This window comes from Nocardiopsis sp. NRRL B-16309 (assembly GCF_001279585.1).
Taxonomy (GTDB): Bacteria; Actinomycetota; Actinomycetes; order Streptosporangiales; family Streptosporangiaceae; genus Nocardiopsis.
In genome coordinates this window covers 1-15,599 of the sequence record NZ_LGEC01000059.1, presented here as the reverse complement: position 1 = coordinate 15,599, position 15,599 = coordinate 1, and the positions used below count along the sequence as shown (strand labels likewise).

The 15,599-nt window shown below is 72.3% G+C and carries 10 protein-coding genes and 1 riboswitch; of the genes, 6 read left to right on the top strand and 4 right to left on the bottom strand.

What is annotated here, in order from left to right; genetic code table 11:
- Positions 1–166: 166 nt before the first annotated feature.
- Both ADL05_RS32260 and ADL05_RS07825 read right to left on the bottom strand, forming a co-directional pair.
- Positions 167–1,708, bottom strand: a complete 1,542-nt coding sequence (locus ADL05_RS32260; RefSeq protein WP_053616204.1) for a polysaccharide deacetylase family protein — start codon at positions 1,706–1,708, stop codon at positions 167–169.
- 138 nt (positions 1,709–1,846) lie between these two features.
- On the bottom strand, positions 1,847–3,400 hold the full coding sequence (locus ADL05_RS07825) for a polysaccharide deacetylase family protein (RefSeq protein WP_053616285.1): 1,554 nt from the start codon (positions 3,398–3,400) through the stop codon (positions 1,847–1,849).
- Between the two features lie 259 nt (positions 3,401–3,659).
- Positions 3,660–3,836: riboswitch (cobalamin riboswitch) on the top strand.
- A gap of 160 nt (positions 3,837–3,996) precedes the next feature.
- Between ADL05_RS07825 and metE the strand changes: the two genes are divergently transcribed.
- Positions 3,997–6,291: a 5-methyltetrahydropteroyltriglutamate--homocysteine S-methyltransferase gene (gene metE / locus ADL05_RS07820; RefSeq protein ID WP_053616284.1), complete on the top strand. Its 2,295-nt coding sequence runs from the start codon at positions 3,997–3,999 to the stop codon at positions 6,289–6,291.
- Positions 6,292–6,520: 229 nt separating this feature from the next.
- Here metE and ADL05_RS07815 read toward each other — a convergent pair whose 3' ends face one another.
- On the bottom strand, positions 6,521–7,546 hold the full coding sequence (locus ADL05_RS07815; protein ID WP_053616203.1) for a hypothetical protein: 1,026 nt from the start codon (positions 7,544–7,546) through the stop codon (positions 6,521–6,523).
- Between the two features lie 589 nt (positions 7,547–8,135).
- Positions 8,136–9,215 carry a hypothetical protein gene (locus ADL05_RS07810; protein ID WP_053616202.1) on the bottom strand — a complete coding sequence of 360 codons (1,080 nt, stop codon included), beginning with the start codon at positions 9,213–9,215 and terminating at the stop codon, positions 8,136–8,138.
- Positions 9,216–9,836: 621 nt separating this feature from the next.
- On the opposite strand from ADL05_RS07810, the gene ADL05_RS07805 reads away from it, so the two are divergent.
- From ADL05_RS07805 to ADL05_RS07785, 5 genes are all read left to right on the top strand, one after another.
- Positions 9,837–10,793, top strand: coding sequence for a methionine ABC transporter ATP-binding protein (locus ADL05_RS07805; protein ID WP_053616201.1), 957 nt, complete (start codon positions 9,837–9,839; stop codon positions 10,791–10,793).
- 11 nt (positions 10,794–10,804) lie between these two features.
- A complete protein-coding gene (locus ADL05_RS07800; RefSeq protein ID WP_053616200.1) occupies positions 10,805–11,533 on the top strand; it encodes a methionine ABC transporter permease in 729 nt (242 codons plus the stop codon).
- Between the two features lie 75 nt (positions 11,534–11,608).
- Positions 11,609–12,478, top strand: a complete 870-nt coding sequence (locus ADL05_RS07795; protein ID WP_053616283.1) for a MetQ/NlpA family ABC transporter substrate-binding protein — start codon at positions 11,609–11,611, stop codon at positions 12,476–12,478.
- Between the two features lie 388 nt (positions 12,479–12,866).
- A complete protein-coding gene (locus tag ADL05_RS07790; protein ID WP_053616199.1) occupies positions 12,867–14,291 on the top strand; it encodes a GH1 family beta-glucosidase in 1,425 nt (474 codons plus the stop codon).
- A gap of 135 nt (positions 14,292–14,426) precedes the next feature.
- The gene (locus tag ADL05_RS07785) at positions 14,427–15,461 is read left to right on the top strand and encodes a LacI family DNA-binding transcriptional regulator (protein WP_053616198.1); all 1,035 of its coding nucleotides are present in this window, start codon (positions 14,427–14,429) and stop codon (positions 15,459–15,461) included.
- The last annotated feature ends 138 nt before the right edge of the window (positions 15,462–15,599 follow it).

Below are 15,599 nucleotides of genomic sequence, written 5' to 3'. Positions count from 1 at the left end.
GTACCTTTCAGATGCCCCTGCGGCTCCAGGCGCCTCCCGTGCGCCAGGCGCCCCAAGCACCTCGGGTTCGAGCCCTTCGGGCGCACTTGAACTCGGGGTCCCCGGGCGCCTCGCGCTGGCCCGGGGGGGCGTGCGCGCTACGGCGGTGTCCCCGGCGGGGGGACACTCAACCGTCGATCTCGGGGACGTTCTCGCCGTCGGGGTAGGACTCGCCGATCTCGGGGTCGACCAGGGTCTCGCTGACCGTCGCGAACTCGTAGCCGTCCTCGCGCAGCCGCTCGACGATCTCCGGAACGGCCGCCAGGGTCGCCGGGAGCGTGTCGTGCAGCAGGACCACTCCGCCAGGTTCGGCCTGCTTCAGCACCTGCTCCACGATCTCGTCGCGGTCGATCTCCTTCCAGTCCTCGCTGTCCGAGCTCCACAGGACCTCGGCCATGCCCTGGTCGCCGATCTCCGCCAGGACCTCGGGCGAACTCGCGCCGAACGGCGGCCGGAACAGGTCCACGGTGTACCCGGTGTTGCGCCGCACGATCGCGCTCACCACCGCCATCTCCGCGGTCAGCCGGTCGGCCTCGTACTCGGGCAGGTGCTCGTGCAGGTCGTTGTGGTTGGCGACCTCGTGCCCCTCGGCGTAGGCGCGGCGCACCACGTTGGGGGAGGTCAGCGCCGGGTTCCCGTTGAGGAAGAACGTCGCCGGCACGTCCTCCTCCGCCAGGGTGTCGAGCAGGTGGGGTGTGGTCTCGGCCGGCCCGTCGTCGAAGGTCAGCGCGATGCACTTGGCGTCCTCGGCGGCGCAGTCCACGCCGTTGCCCGCCGTGATCTCACCGGGGACGTCAGGGCGCTCCTCGTCCTCGACGCTCGGCTCGGGCATGTCGAGGTCCGGCTCCTCCGCCAGCGACGCCGTCCGGGCCCGCTCACCCAGGTCGGACAGGAGCGGGGCCACCTCCTCGGACTCCAGGACGGCGGTGATCCGGCCCGGTTCGGGGTCGGGCGGGTGCCCCTCCCGGGGCGGTGACAGGTGGCCGTCGTCGAACTCCACGACCAGGTCGCCGTCGGAGTTGAACCCCATCGAGTCGTAGGTCGCCAGCACCGGGTACAGCACCTCGCCACCGACGGCCGGGTCGTCGGCCAGATCCGCGGCCACCAGACCGTTCAGCTCCTCCAGTGCCGTCTGGTCGCGGACGAGTTCGGTGGCGTAGCGGGTCAGACCGCTCCGCGCGTCGTACCAGTAGGTCCCGTACGCCTGGCGCGTGCCGTGCAGGTCCGTCTCGGTCCGGATCAGGCGCACACCCAGGACGTCGTCACCGGCGGCGACCACCTCCCAGTCGATGTCCAGGCTCACCGGGTCCCGGCTGGCCCCGCGGAAGTCCTGGACGTCCCGGTCGACCTGCGCGGCCAGGTCCGTGGAGAACCGTTCCGCCGCCCCCGCGAACGCCGGGTGGGCGACACTGAGCTCCACGCCCTCCGGCCGGTGGGGATGGTCCTCGAAGTCACCGGCCGCGCCGGTCCACTCGTCCACCGCCGCCTCGGCAGCGTCGGCCGGATCGACCAGGACCGTGATGTCCTCGGGTTCGCCGGCGCCCCCGGTGATCGTGGCGCAGGCGGCCGCCGGGAGGAGTACCGCCGCGAGGGCGGCACCGGTCCTCCACAGCCGGACTGGCCCCGGGCTGTACCCGGCCCTGACCTGGGGAACTCGGGTCGCTGACACTTGCGGACTCCCTCGGACCGATTCCACGCTCGCTTTGCCAGCAACATAGAACACGGAGCGTGCCGCCCAGGTGTCCTGACCACAAGTGGTCAGGACACCTGGGCGAGTCATCCCCGCTTACGCCCTTTTCGTCTGTTCCTACTCGTCGCCGTGGTGTCCGTCGTCCCCGTCGGGGGAGGGGCCGTCCTCGGGCGGCGCGGGGACGCCGTCGACGTAGGTCTCGCCCGGTTCGGTGGCGCCGAGCAGTTGGGACACGGTGACCATGGTGTAGCCCCGCGCGTCCAGTTCGCGGATGATCCCCCTGGAGGCGGCGACCGACGTCGGATGGATGTCGTGCATGAGGATGATGGCGCCGTCGGAGGCGCCGTTCAGCGCCCGGCCCTTCACCACCGCCGCGTCGCGGTCCTTCCAGTCGTTGGTGTCGATGTTCCACAGGATCTGGGCCAGTCCCATGTCCGCGGTCACGGACGCGACCGTCTCGTCGGTCGCGCCGTACGGCGGACGCATGAGGTCGGGGGTGTAGCCGGTCTCGCGGTAGATCTGCGCCTGCACGGTGGCCAGCTCCGCCCGCACACCGCTCTCGCTCAGCCCCGTCAGGTCGGGGTGCCCGAGGGTGTGGTTGGCGATCTCGTGTCCCTCGGCGTAGGCCCGCCGCACCGTCAGCGGGTCCGCCATGACGGGTCCACCGGTGACGAAGAACGTGGCGCGCGCGTCGTACTCCGCCAGCGTGTCCAGCAGCGCGGGGGTGCCCCCGCCGGGCCCGTCGTCGTAGGTCAGCGCCACGCACTTGGTCCCGGGGTCGGAGCAGTCCACCTCCTCGTCGACGGGCGACAGGTGCCCCGGCTTCGGGTCGTCCTGGCCGTCCTTGGCCGCCTCGGGCGGTCCGGCGATCGCGAACTCCCGCACCCCGACGGTCGACGCGTCGCGTACGCGCGCGCCCAGATCCGAGAGCAGGGGCCCGGTCTCCTCGCGGTCGACGACCGCGTGCACGCGGCCCTCGTCCGGCGCCGCCACCTGCCCGGCGTCGAACTCCACGACAAGGTCGCCGTCCGGGTTGAACCCGACGGAGTCGTACAGCGCGGCGACCGGGTGGATGGTGTCGGTGTACGCGGTGTCCGGCACACCCTCCTTGACCAGGCCGTTGACCTCCGCCAGCTCCTCCTGCCCGCCGAACAGGCGCGTCGACTCGAACGTCTGCCCGCTCGCGGTGTCGTACCAGTACGTGGTGTGGCACTCCCGCGTGCCCTCGGAGTCGGTCTCCAGGCTCGTCACACGCACGCCCACGAGGTCGTCGTTGGCCGCGGTGAGCTCCCACTCGGCCTCGTAGGACTCCGCGCCCGGGTTGGCGGCGTCGAACGCGTCGACGCTCGCGGCCAGGGTGCGGTCGAGGAAGTCGGTGAGCGGTTGGGCGTTGGGCAGGACGGGGTAGCGGACCGCCACGTCCAGGTCGCCGTCGTAGGCGAGTTCGGCCTCGTCGAGGCCCACGACGTGGTCGGGGTCCACCACCGTCAGCTCGTCGGGGTCGCCGGTCGCGGGCACCTCGCGCGCGCTCGCGTCCTCGCCGGACTCGTCGGAGGTGGTCTCCGAGTCGAGGTGCGCCATCGGCCCCGAGGGACGGGTCGCCAGCAGCACCAGTCCCAGCAGGACCACCATCGCGATCACGACCGTGACCAAGGGGCGATCTGGTGCCATCGTGGGGTGGGACGGCTTCTTCACCAGGGGTTCTCCACGTTCATCTGCAGACGAACGTTCGCACGGAGCCGGGGTGCTCTCGCGCGCAACGCTAGTTCATGTGTTGTGTGACGCCCGCCACGGTAGGCGGGTTCGCACCGAAACGGGCACGTGGCACGGGGTTTCGGCGCCGGGTGCGGGGGCGAAGCGGGGGTCTCCCTATACTTGCAGGCGTGGAAGGTACACGGTCCACGAACGCACCGGGCCGCGCCCGGAAGGCGGTGAACCGTGTCGCAAGAGGGAACCCGGTGCGAGTCCGGGACTGCCCCGCAGCGGTGAGTGGGAACGAAAGTCGCCATGAGCACTGGTACTCCGACCGGAACGGTCGGCGGCTGGGAAGCGGCGTCGAGTAGGTGAGCCGGTCGACCGGCGGCGCCCACGAGTCCGAAGACCTGCCTCCGCCCGGCGGCGCACCCGTGCCGCCGGTGGTCCCGTGCCCCGAGGGAGGGCCGAGGGCGGGTGCAGGCGTGCGCGTCCCCGACGCGCTCCCACGCGTGCCCGCGTCCCTCTCCACCTCTCGCGGCCCGGACCCGGCCTTCGACGAGGGAGAGAAGATCATGACCACGACCCCTGAGGCCCCGCGGCCGCCCGTGCGCTCGACCGTGCACGGCTACCCGAGGATCGGCCCGCGCCGCGAACTGAAGCGCGCCTGCGAGTCCTACTGGAAGGGCGCCATCGACGCCCACGAGCTCGACGCCGTCGCCTCCGGACTGCGCTCGGGCGTCCTCGCCCAGCTGCGCGCGGCGGGCGTCGACGACCTGCCCTCCAACGCGTTCTCCCTGTACGACCACGTCCTGGACACCGCGGTCCTGTTCGACCTGGTCCCCTCGCGCTTCGCGTCCCCGGCCGCCGCGGCCGACCGCGACGAGGAGCTGCGCCGGTACTTCGCGATGGCCCGCGGCGAGCAGGGCGCCCCGCCCCTGGAGATGACCAAGTGGTTCGACACCAACTACCACTACCTCGTCCCCGAGCTCTCCCCGCGCACCCGGCCCCGCCTGGTCGGCGACAAGCCCGTCGCCGAGTTCCGTGAGGCCGCCGCGGCGGGGTTCCACACCCGTCCGGTCCTGCTCGGGCCGCTGACGTTCCTGATGCTGGCCAAGGCCGCCGACGACGCACCCGAGGGCTGGGACCCGCTCACCCTGCTCGACCAGCTGCTGGACGCCTACGCCCTGCTCCTGGCCGAGCTGAGGTCGGCCGGGGCCACCGAGGTCCAGCTCGACGAACCGATCCTGGCCACCGACGAGGGACGCGCCGCCACCGACCGCCTGGAGCGCGTCTACCAGCGGCTGGGATCGCTCACCGAGCGCCCCGCCCTGCTGGTGTCCACCTACTTCGGCTCCATCGGCGCCCCGGCGCTGCGCGTGCTCAAGGAGTCCCCGGTCGAGGCGGTGGGGCTGGACCTGGTCACCGACGACGAGGCCGTCGACGACCTGGTGCAGGTCTCCGGGCTGGGTTCGACCCGGCTGGTGGCCGGGATCGTGGACGGGCGCAACGTGTGGCGCACCGACGTCCGGGCCGCCGCGGCCACGCTCGGCACGCTGCTCGCCCTGACCGACGAACTCACCGTCAGCACCTCGTGCTCCCTCCTGCACGTGCCCCTCGACCTGGAGGCGGAGACGGCCCTGGAGCCCGAACTGCGCGCCGCGCTGGCCTTCGCCAAGCAGAAGGCCGCGGAGACGGCCCTGCTCGCCCGTGTCCTCTCCGAGGGGGGCGAGGTCGACGACGCCTCGGCCACCCGGCCCCCGTCCTTCACCGACGCCCGCGTGCGCGCACGCCTGGACGCACTCGGGCCACAGGCGCAGCGGCGCACCAAGGTACGGGGCCTGCCCACGGACACGTCCCTGACCACCACCACGATCGGGTCCTTCCCCCAGACCCCCGACCTGCGCCGCGCCCGCGCCGCCCACCGGCGGGGGGAGCTGCCCGACCAGGACTACACCAAGCTCCTGCGCGAGGAGATCGACCGCGTCATCGCCCTCCAGGAGGACATCGGCCTGGACGTCCTCGTGCACGGTGAGCCCGAGCGCAACGACATGGTGCAGTACTTCGCCGAGCAGCTGCGGGGCTACGCCACCACCGAGTTCGGCTGGGTGCAGTCCTACGGGTCCCGGTGCGTGCGCCCGCCGATCCTCTACGGGGACGTCTCGCGCCCCGAGCCGATGACGGTCGAGTGGATCACCTACGCCCAGGGCCGGACCGACAAGCCGGTCAAGGGCATGCTCACCGGGCCCGTCACCATGCTGGCCTGGTCGTTCGTCCGTACCGACCAGCCGTTGGCCGAGACCGCACGCCAGGTCGCCCTGGCCCTGCGCGACGAGGTGGCCGACCTGGAGCGCGCCGGGATCCGGCACATCCAGGTGGATGAGGCCGCCCTGCGCGAACTGCTGCCGCTGCGCAGGGAGCGGCGCCAGGACTACCTCGACTGGGCGGTGGGCTCGTTCCGCCTGGCGACCTCCGGTGTCGCCCCGACCACGACCGTCCACACGCACATGTGCTACTCGGAGTTCGGCCTGATCGTCGACGGCATCGAGGCGCTCGACGCCGACGTCACCAGTGTCGAGGCCGCTCGTTCGCGCATGGAGCTGGTGGCCGACCTGGGCCGTCGCGGCTACCGCCGGGGGATCGGTCCGGGCGTGTACGACATCCACTCCCCACGCGTGCCCACGGTGGAGGAGATCGAGGAGTCGCTGCGTCTGGCGGTCGCCCACATCGACGCGGACAAGCTGTGGGTCAACCCCGACTGCGGGCTCAAGACCCGCCGCTACGCCGAAGTGGAGCAGGCCCTGCGCAACATGGTCGAGGCCGCGCGCCGCGTCCGCGCCGACCTCGCGTCCGGTTCCCCCGTCGACTGATGGGAACGCGGCGAGAGTGCCGCTGGGGCGCCGCGCAGCGGGGTGAGTGTCCGCGGAACACGCCCTGGACCCGGTCCGCTTCCAGGCGGGGCGGGCACCGGAAGGCGTGAAGGCCCCGGCCCCGAGGAGCCCGGGGACGGGGCCGAAGCGAGGATTCAGCGAAGGCCCGGGAAGGACACGGAAGGGGGCCGCGGCATCGTGCCGCGGCCCCCTGTTCGCCTTCGCCGGATCAGGTGCCGACGAGTGCGAGCGCGTCGTTGGCGGCGCCCATCATGATGTCCTCGACGTTGTCGGGGAGGGTGACCTCCGCGTCCTCGTTGCTGAAGGGCGGGTTCACCTGGTACTCGATCCGGACGTTCAGGTTCGCGGTCCGGATGAGCACGACGGCCTGCGGCACCTCGGTGCCCACGTAGTCGTAGACCGTGGTGACGTACTGGGCCTGGTCGCCCAGTTCGATCTCCTTGTTCTCGTCGAGACCGTCGGCGACGTAGTTCGTGTAGTCGGACTGGCCGGTCACGTCCTCCAGCGCCGTGTTGAAGTCGTCGGTGGCGGCTTCGACGGAGTCGGCGGCGGAGTAGGGGACCTGGTAGTTGATCTCGAAGCTCGCGTAGCCGTCCGCGGGGTTGCCCTCGGGCGGGTCGGCCAGGAGGCTGCTGCACGTGGACGTGTTGTCCTGGACGGACTTGGTGCCGCCCTCGGTCAGCAGGAAGTCCGCCTGGACCTGCTCGGTGAAGGCCTCGCAGGGCTCGGTGGGCACCTCGTAGGGCGGCTCACCGTTGGGCTCCGCGTCGGGCTCGGCGGTGTCGTCACCGCCCTCGGGCTCCTCCTCGCCGCCGGTCCCGGCCTCGGCCTCGGAGGCCTCGACCTCCGGGTCCGCGACCTCGGTGCCCCGCTCGTTGCCGTTGGTGACGAGCATGACAAGGACGGCGATGACGAGGACGACGATGATGGCGCCGCCGCCGATGACGACCCACAGGCCGGCCTTGCCGCCACCGCCCTGGGGCTGCTGCGGTGGCGGGGGGTAGCCGGGGCCGACCGGACCACCGGGGCCGCCGTAGGGCGGCTGGCCGCCCGCGTACATCCCCTGGTCCTGTCCGCCGGTGTAGCCGCCGTAGCCGGGCTGGCCACCGGTGTTGGGATCGCCGCCGAAGGGCATGCCGCCCTGGGGCTGGCCGTAGGGAGGCTGGCCCGGGCCGGGCTCCCCACCACCGTAGGGGTTCTGCGGTGGCTGGTTGTAAGGTCCGTTTTCGCTCATGGCTCCCCTCGCCCGGTGATGTGCTGACCGTGTTGTCTGGGACGCGTGTGCGCCGCCCTGAGTTCTCACGACTTCCGACCGCCCGTTCGCGGCTCAGCCGGGAAGGGGGACGGGGGTCGCGCGGGGAGGTCGCCTCCCGTGGTCACCGAACCGCGGGCGAGAGCGGGCGGGTGGCGGGTGGGCGGGTGTTCCCCGTGTGTGGAGGAGGCCCCCAGAAGTGCTGGGGGCACCGACCGCCGACGCGGAGCCGGGTCGCTACTCGCGGGCAGGGGCCGGAACCTGATGCATCCTAACCGGGCGGACCGTCGCCCAGCAGGGCCGGGTCCATGGTAGAGGGGGGAATCGTCACCGTTTTGTGCTGGTCGCGCACCTGGGGGCGGAGCCCGTAATGGGATCGTGACGCCTCGGGGTGGACGCGCGGACGGCGTCCGGGGTAGTGGAGTCGGGCCGCAGTGGTGCCGTCGACCGGTCGGGGGCCGACCGTGCGGGCCCACACTGGTCGCGCAGGGCGCCGGAACGACTCTCGCAGGTCACGGCGGGGGCCGGAGGTGGCCGGATCCGGCCACCTCCACCGCTCGGCGGTCCGGGCCTAGAACATCGAGATGTGCACGTGGTCGAAGTGGTTCTCCGTGATGCTGCCGCGGTCGGCCATGTCGCGCCAGCCGGTGTCGCCGCGTCGGACGTCCCAGATCTGCTGGCGGTAGATGACGTACATGATCCCCAGGTCATCGGCGTTGTCCCGGGCCCACTCGGCGATGGCCCAGCCGCGGTCGATCTGGTTCTGCGGGGGCATGGACCCGTTGGCGTCCACCATGAAGTCGCAGGCCCGGCCCTTGGGGTGCTCGCCGACGACGTAGCCGCCGACCGCGCGGAAGCAGCCCCAGCCGCCCACGTCCTCACCCGGGCCGAAGTTCTCGATCACCAGCTCGCGCATCTGGTTGGTCCGCGGCGTGATGTTGAGCGGGCCGCCCATCTCCTGGACGGGGTAGTCGGCGATCATCCGCTGTACCTCGCGCCGGCGCTCCTCCAGCTCGTCCAGGTCCGCCTCGACCTCCTCCAGCTGTTCGTTCGCGTTTTCCTGTGCGACCTCGTCGCGCGACAGCGCCTGGTTCAGCTGGTCGATCTTGTCCTGGTTGCTGGTCGAGAGGTAGTCGACGACGATCGCGCGGTCGATGACCTCGTCCGGCTCGGCGTCCACGAACAGTGACATCGACGGGTCGATCCCGCTGCCCGTGTAGGTGGCCACGGCCAGCGAGCGCACCTGCGCCTGAGCGGCCTCGACGTCCTCGCGGGCGCCCTCCGCGCGGGCCTCGGCGCGTTCGGCGTCCTCGATCACGCCCTCCATGTCGCGCAGCTCGCCCTGGTACTCCTCGCTCAGGGCCTCGGACCTCTCGCGGAGGGTGTCCAGGTTCTCCGTCGGCACACCCGGCACGGCCGCCCAGGCCGGGGCCTGCGGGACGGCCAGCATCGCGCCGACCAGTGCCACGGCCGCCGCGGCGGTGCGCGCCCGGCCGGCGGATGCGGGCCGCGGCGCGCGCGGCAGGACCGCGTCCACGGCGTCGGCCCAGGTCCAGACGTTGGGGTCGGGTGCCCAGAAGCTGGCGAAGGGGTCCGCCGCGTCGTCACGCACGGAGGCTTCGTCCACTCTGTTCAGATCGTCGGACTGCACGGTGGGTCGCTCCTCGTGCCCGTGTGCGCCCGCCGCGGAGGCGGTGGGCGCGATGGGCGCAGATACTCGTCTTGTCCGGCCGGACCCGGGGCCTGTGGGGAGGCCGGGCCCGCTCCCTCGCGCACGCCGTCCACAGGGGCGAGAGTCACGGGACGGTAATGAGTGTAGGCACTCACGCGGGGATCGGGGCTGCCTCGTTCGGCCCCAGGGCTCTGACAAGGCACGATGTGGCACAAATTACCCGAAACCGACCGCTGGATCTGGCGCCCCGACCCCGGTGTCCGTGGTTGGCTGGTGTCCGTGAAGGCTTCAGTGCGCGACTCGTCCAGCCACGCCGCGGCCCCGGCGCACACCACTCGGTGGTGTCGGCCGGCCCCCGGCGGGCGTTGTCGCGCGCACTTCTAGCGGCCCCCGGCCCGACCGCCGCCGCACCGCCTCCCCGGCTCCGGGGAGCGCCCGCCCGCACGCCGCTCCGGCGCGTCGCCGCCGCCCGCGTGCCGGGCCCTCCGTACGCTCTGACGTGGGCGTCCACCCACGCTGAGTCCTCGCGTCCCCGTGTGCCGCCACCGGGTGCCGTGACTCCACCGCTGAGACGTCGATGGGAAGACCGTGATTGACGCAGTGGGCCTGCACAAGGTCTACAGGTTGAAGAAGCGCCGGGTGACCGCCCTCAACGGGGTGGACCTGCGCGTCGAGCCCGGCGAGATCTACGGGGTCGTGGGCCAGAGCGGTGCCGGCAAGAGCACCCTCCTGCGCACGGTGAACCTCCTGGAGCGCCCCGACGCCGGGACCGTGCGCGTGGCCGGCGAGGACCTCACCTCGCTGCGCGGCGCCGGGCTGCGCAGCGCGCGCCGCCGCATCGGCATGGTGCACCAGCACTTCGCGCTGCTCGCCTCGCGCACGGTGGCCGGCAACGTCGCCTTCCCGTTGGAGGTCGCCGGGGCGGGTCGTGCCGAGCGCCGCGCGCGGGTGGGTGAACTCCTCGAACTCGTGGGGCTCGCCGACAAGGCCCGCGCCCACCCCTCCCAGCTCTCCGGCGGGCAGAAGCAGCGCGTGGGCATCGCGCGGGCGCTGGCCTCGCGCCCCGACGTCCTGCTCAGCGACGAGGCCACCTCCGCCCTGGACCCCGCCACCACGGACTCGATCCTGGCCCTGCTGCGCCGCCTGCGCGACGAACTCGGGCTGACCATCCTGCTGATCACCCACGAGATGGACGTGATCAAGCGGATCTGCGACTCCGCGGCGATCATGGAGGAGGGCGAGTTCCGCGAGTCCGGACGCGTGCTCGACCTGATCGGCACCCCCGGTTCGCTCCTCGCGCGCTCCCTCTTCCCGCTGCCCGACCGCGGCGGACCCGACACGGTCGTGGTCACCTACCCGCGGTCCTACGACGAGCCGCTGATGTCGGAGCTCACCCGCCGCTTCGACGTCGACGTGAACATCCTGGGCGGCGGTGTGGAGCAGGTCGCCGGGCAGTCCGTGGGCCGGCTCATCGTCGACCTGCGCGGCGCCCGCCGGGCACAGGCCCTGTCGTACCTGGCCGAGCACGGCCTGCTGGTCGAGGAGGCCGGACAGTGACTTCGCATGCCATGACCCCCGCTCTCACCCTCGCCGACGCCTCCGCGGAGCAGGGTCCCCTGGGCGCCGTGGCGTCCTTCCTGCGCGCGTGGCCCGAGATGTGGCCCAGCCTGTGGCTCGCGACCCTGGACACCGTCTACATGGTGTGGTGGGCGAGCGTGTTCAGCGTGCTCGTCGGCCTGCCCCTGGGCGTGCTCCTGGTCGCCACCGACCGCGGCGGCCTCGTCCCGGCGCCGTTCGTGCGCGCCCTGCTGAGCGCCATCGTCAACATCGGCCGCTCGCTGCCGTTCATCGTCCTGATGGTCGCGGTGCTGGCGCTGACCCGCTTCCTGGTCGGCACCACGCTGGGCCCCACGGCCGCGATCGTGCCCCTGAGCATCGGCGCGATCCCGTTCTTCGCCCGCCTGGTGGAGACCGCGCTGCGCGAGGTCGACCGCGGGGTCGTCGAGGCCGCGCACGCCATGGGCACGCGCCGGATCACCATCGTCGGCAAGGTGATGCTGCCCGAGGCGCTGCCCGGGCTGATCGCCGGACTCGTGATGACCGTCGTCACGCTGATCTCCTACTCGGCCATGGCCGGTGCGATCGGTGGCGGCGGCCTGGGCGACCTCGCCATCCGCGAGGGCTACCAGCGCTTCAACGACCACTACCTGTGGGCGACCGTGATCCTGCTGATCGTGGTCGTCCAGGTCGTGCAGAGCCTGGGCGACCTGTGGGTGCGCCGCCTGGCCCGGCGCTGACCGGCCCGCCCCTCACCTTCCACCACCACCCCCCGACCCCCCGGACCCGTTGGAACCCACCTGAAAGGGATGCAGATGATCAGGAGTGCGAGTGCGCGTGCGGCCGGGGTCGCGGCGACCGCCACGGCGGCGGCCGTGCTGCTGGCGGCGTGCGGAAGCCCCAGCGAGCGGATCGAGGACGGCGACGGCGGCGGAGAGGGTCTGACCACGCTGCGGGTCGGCGCCACGCCGGTGCCGCACGCGGAGATCCTGGAGTTCGTCGACGAGAACCTCGCCGAGGACGCCGGGCTGGCCGTCGAGGTCGTGGAGTACACCGACTACAACCAGCCCAACGCGGCCCTGGCCGAGGGCGAGCTGGACGCCAACTACTACCAGACGGTGCCGTTCCTGGAGGAGTACCTGGAGGGCAACCCCGACGCGGACCTGTCCTGGATGTCGGACGTACACGTGGAGGCGTTCGGGATCTACGCCGACGGGATCGACGACCTGGCCGACCTGCCGGAGGGCGCCCAGATCGGCGTGCCCAACGACGCGGCCAACATGGCCCGCGCGCTGGACCTGCTCGCGGCCGAGGACGTGATCACCCTGTCCGAGGACGCCGGCGGCACGCCCTCGATCGACGACATCGACGACAACCCGCTCGACGTCACGGTCACCCCGGTCGAGGCGGCTCAGCTGCCGCGGTCGCTGGAGGACCTGGACGCCGCCGTGGTCAACGGCAACTACGCCCTGGAGGCGGACCTGCCCGAGACCGCCAACGCACTGGCCTGGGAGAGCACAGAGGACAACCCGTACGCCAACGGGCTCGTGGTGCGCGCGGAGGACGCCGGCTCCGAGGCCCTGGCGACCCTGGACGAGCTGCTGCACAGCGACGAGGTGCGCGAGTTCATGGAGGAGCGCTGGCAGGGGATCGTCATCCCGGCCGACGGCACGCCCTCGGAGTGACGACCGGGCGCCCGGGCCGCCCCCGCGACGGAACGGGGCCGGTCCGGGACGCGCCAGTCCCCGCACCTCCGAGGGGCCGTCCCGCCGGTCCCCGGCCGCCTCCCCGGGCGGAGGAAGGGTGTGCGAAAGGCCCCGCAGGAGCCCCACGGGACCCCCGCGTGACTCCCGTAGGGCTCCTGGGAGCGAGACGGGTCGTCCGGCCTGCCGTGACGCAGGGGGCGGAAGCGGACCACGAGCATAGGCTCGGCAAGAACACAGCGCGCCCCCGACACCAGTAACGGTTGCGTTGCGGCGTTGAAACTATCGATTGACTTCGCGGTGCCGTTCTGCTTCCGTTGTGGGAGCGCTCCCAAGCCTCACGTCTCTCCTGGAAGGTGCGTCCCAAGCAGTGAGCACAAGTAACGAGTTCCCCGAGGACTTCCTCTGGGGGGCGGCCACCGCCTCATTCCAGATCGAAGGCGCCACCACCGCTGACGGCCGCGGCCGCAGCATCTGGGACACCTTCTGCGACACCCCCGGCAAGGTCCTGGGCGGCGACACCGGCGAGCCCGCGGACGACCACTACCGCCGCTACGCCGAGGACGTCGCGCTCATGAAGCGCCTCAACCTGGGCGCCTACCGGTTCTCCATCGCCTGGCCGCGCATCGTGCCCGACGGTTCCGGTGAGGCCAACCCGGCCGGCCTGGCCTTCTACGACCGCCTGGTGGACGAGCTGCTGGAGCAGGGGATCCAGCCCTGGGCCACCCTCTACCACTGGGACCTGCCCCAGACACTGGAGGACGCCGGCGGCTGGCCCGCGCGCGACACCGCCTACCGCTTCCGCGACTACGCCCAGGTCGTCGCGGACGCCCTGGGCGACCGGGTCGAGCACTGGATGACCCTCAACGAGCCCTGGTGCGCGTCCTTCCTCGGCTACTACGACGGCCACCACGCCCCCGGCCACAAGGACCCCCAGGCCGCCCTGGCGGCGACCCACCACCTCCTGCTGGGCCACGGCCTGGCCACCGAGGCGATCCGCTCCACCGGACGCCCGGCCAAGGTCGGGATGGCCCACAACCAGGCCGTCATCCGCCCCCACGGCCCCAGCGCCGAGGACGCGCGGGCCGCCCGCCGTGCCGACGGCGTGCGCAACCGGATCTTCATCGACCCGGTCCTGCACGGCCGCTACCCCGCCGACGTGGTCCAGGACCTCGCCGCCATCAGCGACTTCTCCTTCGTGCGGGACGGCGACCTGGAGACCATCGCCCAGCCGATCGACTTCCTGGGCGTGAACTACTACACGCCCGAGTGGGTCGCGGCCTCGGCCAAGGGCCTGGACCCGGACATGGTCAGCGGCGAGGGCGAGGCCTGGCTCGGCGCCGAGCCCGAGGAGGTGCACGTCTCCCAGGGCCTGCCCGTCACCCACATGGGCTGGGAGATCGACCCCACCGGCCTGTTCGACGTGCTCCAGCGCCTGGCGGGGGAGAGCGGCGGCATCGACCTCTACGTCACCGAGAACGGGTGCGCGTTCGAGGACACCGTCACCGCCGAGGGGGCGGTGCACGACACCGACCGCCTCGCCTACTACGAGGGCCACCTGCGCGCGGCCCGCGAGGCCATCCACGCCGGGATCCCCCTGCGCGGCTACTTCGCCTGGTCGCTGCTGGACAACTTCGAGTGGGCCTGGGGCTACTCGCGCCGCTTCGGCCTCGTGCACGTCGACTACGACACGCAGGTGCGGACCGTGAAGGACAGCGGCCACTGGTACGCCGAGCTCGCCGGGACGGGCAGGTTCCCCGAGCCTGGCCGCACCGCCGCGGGCGCGGGAGAATAGGGCCACGGACCGGTCGCCGACCCGACCCGGCCGCCCCCCGCGGGCGTCCGTGGTGAAGTAGGGTCCAGCGATTGCGCAACGACCGCCGCCCCGGTCACCGGCCGGGGCGGCGGAACCTGATCAAGGAGTTTCCCTGTGGCCAAGAGCGGTGATGGTCGGCGTCGCCCGACCCTCGAGATGGTGGCCGAACGCGCGGGCGTGGGCCGCGGAACCGTCTCCCGGGTGATCAACGGGTCGGCCCAGGTCAGCCCCCGGACCCGCGAAGCCGTGCACAACGCCATCGCGGAACTCGGCTACAGCCCCAACCAGGCGGCCCGAACCCTGGTCACCCGGCGTACGGACACGGTCGCCCTCGTCGTGTCCGAGCCGCGCGACCTGCTGTTCACCGACCCCTTCTTCGCCGACATCATCCGCGGTGTCAGCTCGGTCCTGCACGAGCGCGACCTGCAGCTGATGCTCACCACGGCCCGCACCGACGCCGAGCACAAGCGGATCGGCGACTACCTCGGCGGCTCCCACGTGGACGGCGCGCTCCTCGTGTCCATGCACCGCGACGACCCGCTGCCGACCCGGCTCGCCGAGGCGGGCGTCCCCGTCGTCCACGGCGGTCGGCCGCACTCGCCGACCGAACCGACGCCCTACCTGGTCGACATCGACAACGTCGGCGGCGCGCGGCTGGCCACACGGCACCTCGTGGACTCCGGCCGGCACCGGGTGGCCACGATCACCGGCCCCATGGACATGAACGCCGGTCTGGAGCGCCTGCGCGGATACCAGGAGATCCTGGTCGAGGCCGGTCTCGGTGTGGACGAGCGCCTCGTCGTCCAGGGGGACTTCACCGCCGAGAGCGGCGCCGAGGCGATGGAGCGCCTTCTCGACGCGGGCGGGGAGCCCGACGCCGTCTTCGCGGCCTCCGACCTGATGGCGCTGGGGGCCCTGCGCGTACTGCGCCAGCGGGAGATCCGGGTCCCCGAGGAGGTCGCGGTGGTCGGGTTCGACGACTCGATCATGGCCCAGCACAGCGAGCCCTCGCTCACCACCATCCACCAGCCCACCGTGCGGATGGGGCAGGAGATGGCCCGTCTGCTCGTGGACGTGGCGATCCCGGGAGGAGCCGAGGCGGAGACGGTCGTGCTCGACACCCACCTGGTGATGCGCGGCTCCGGTTAGCGCTCGGGCGCCTTGAGAACGGGAACCTTCGGCCCTGGAGGTGCACGCCCTCGTTCCTCGGGTGTGCACCTCCAGGGCCTCCAGAACCCCGTCGGCGCCCTCGCCGTGCCTTCTTTGGGCCTCCGCTCGTTCCTCGCT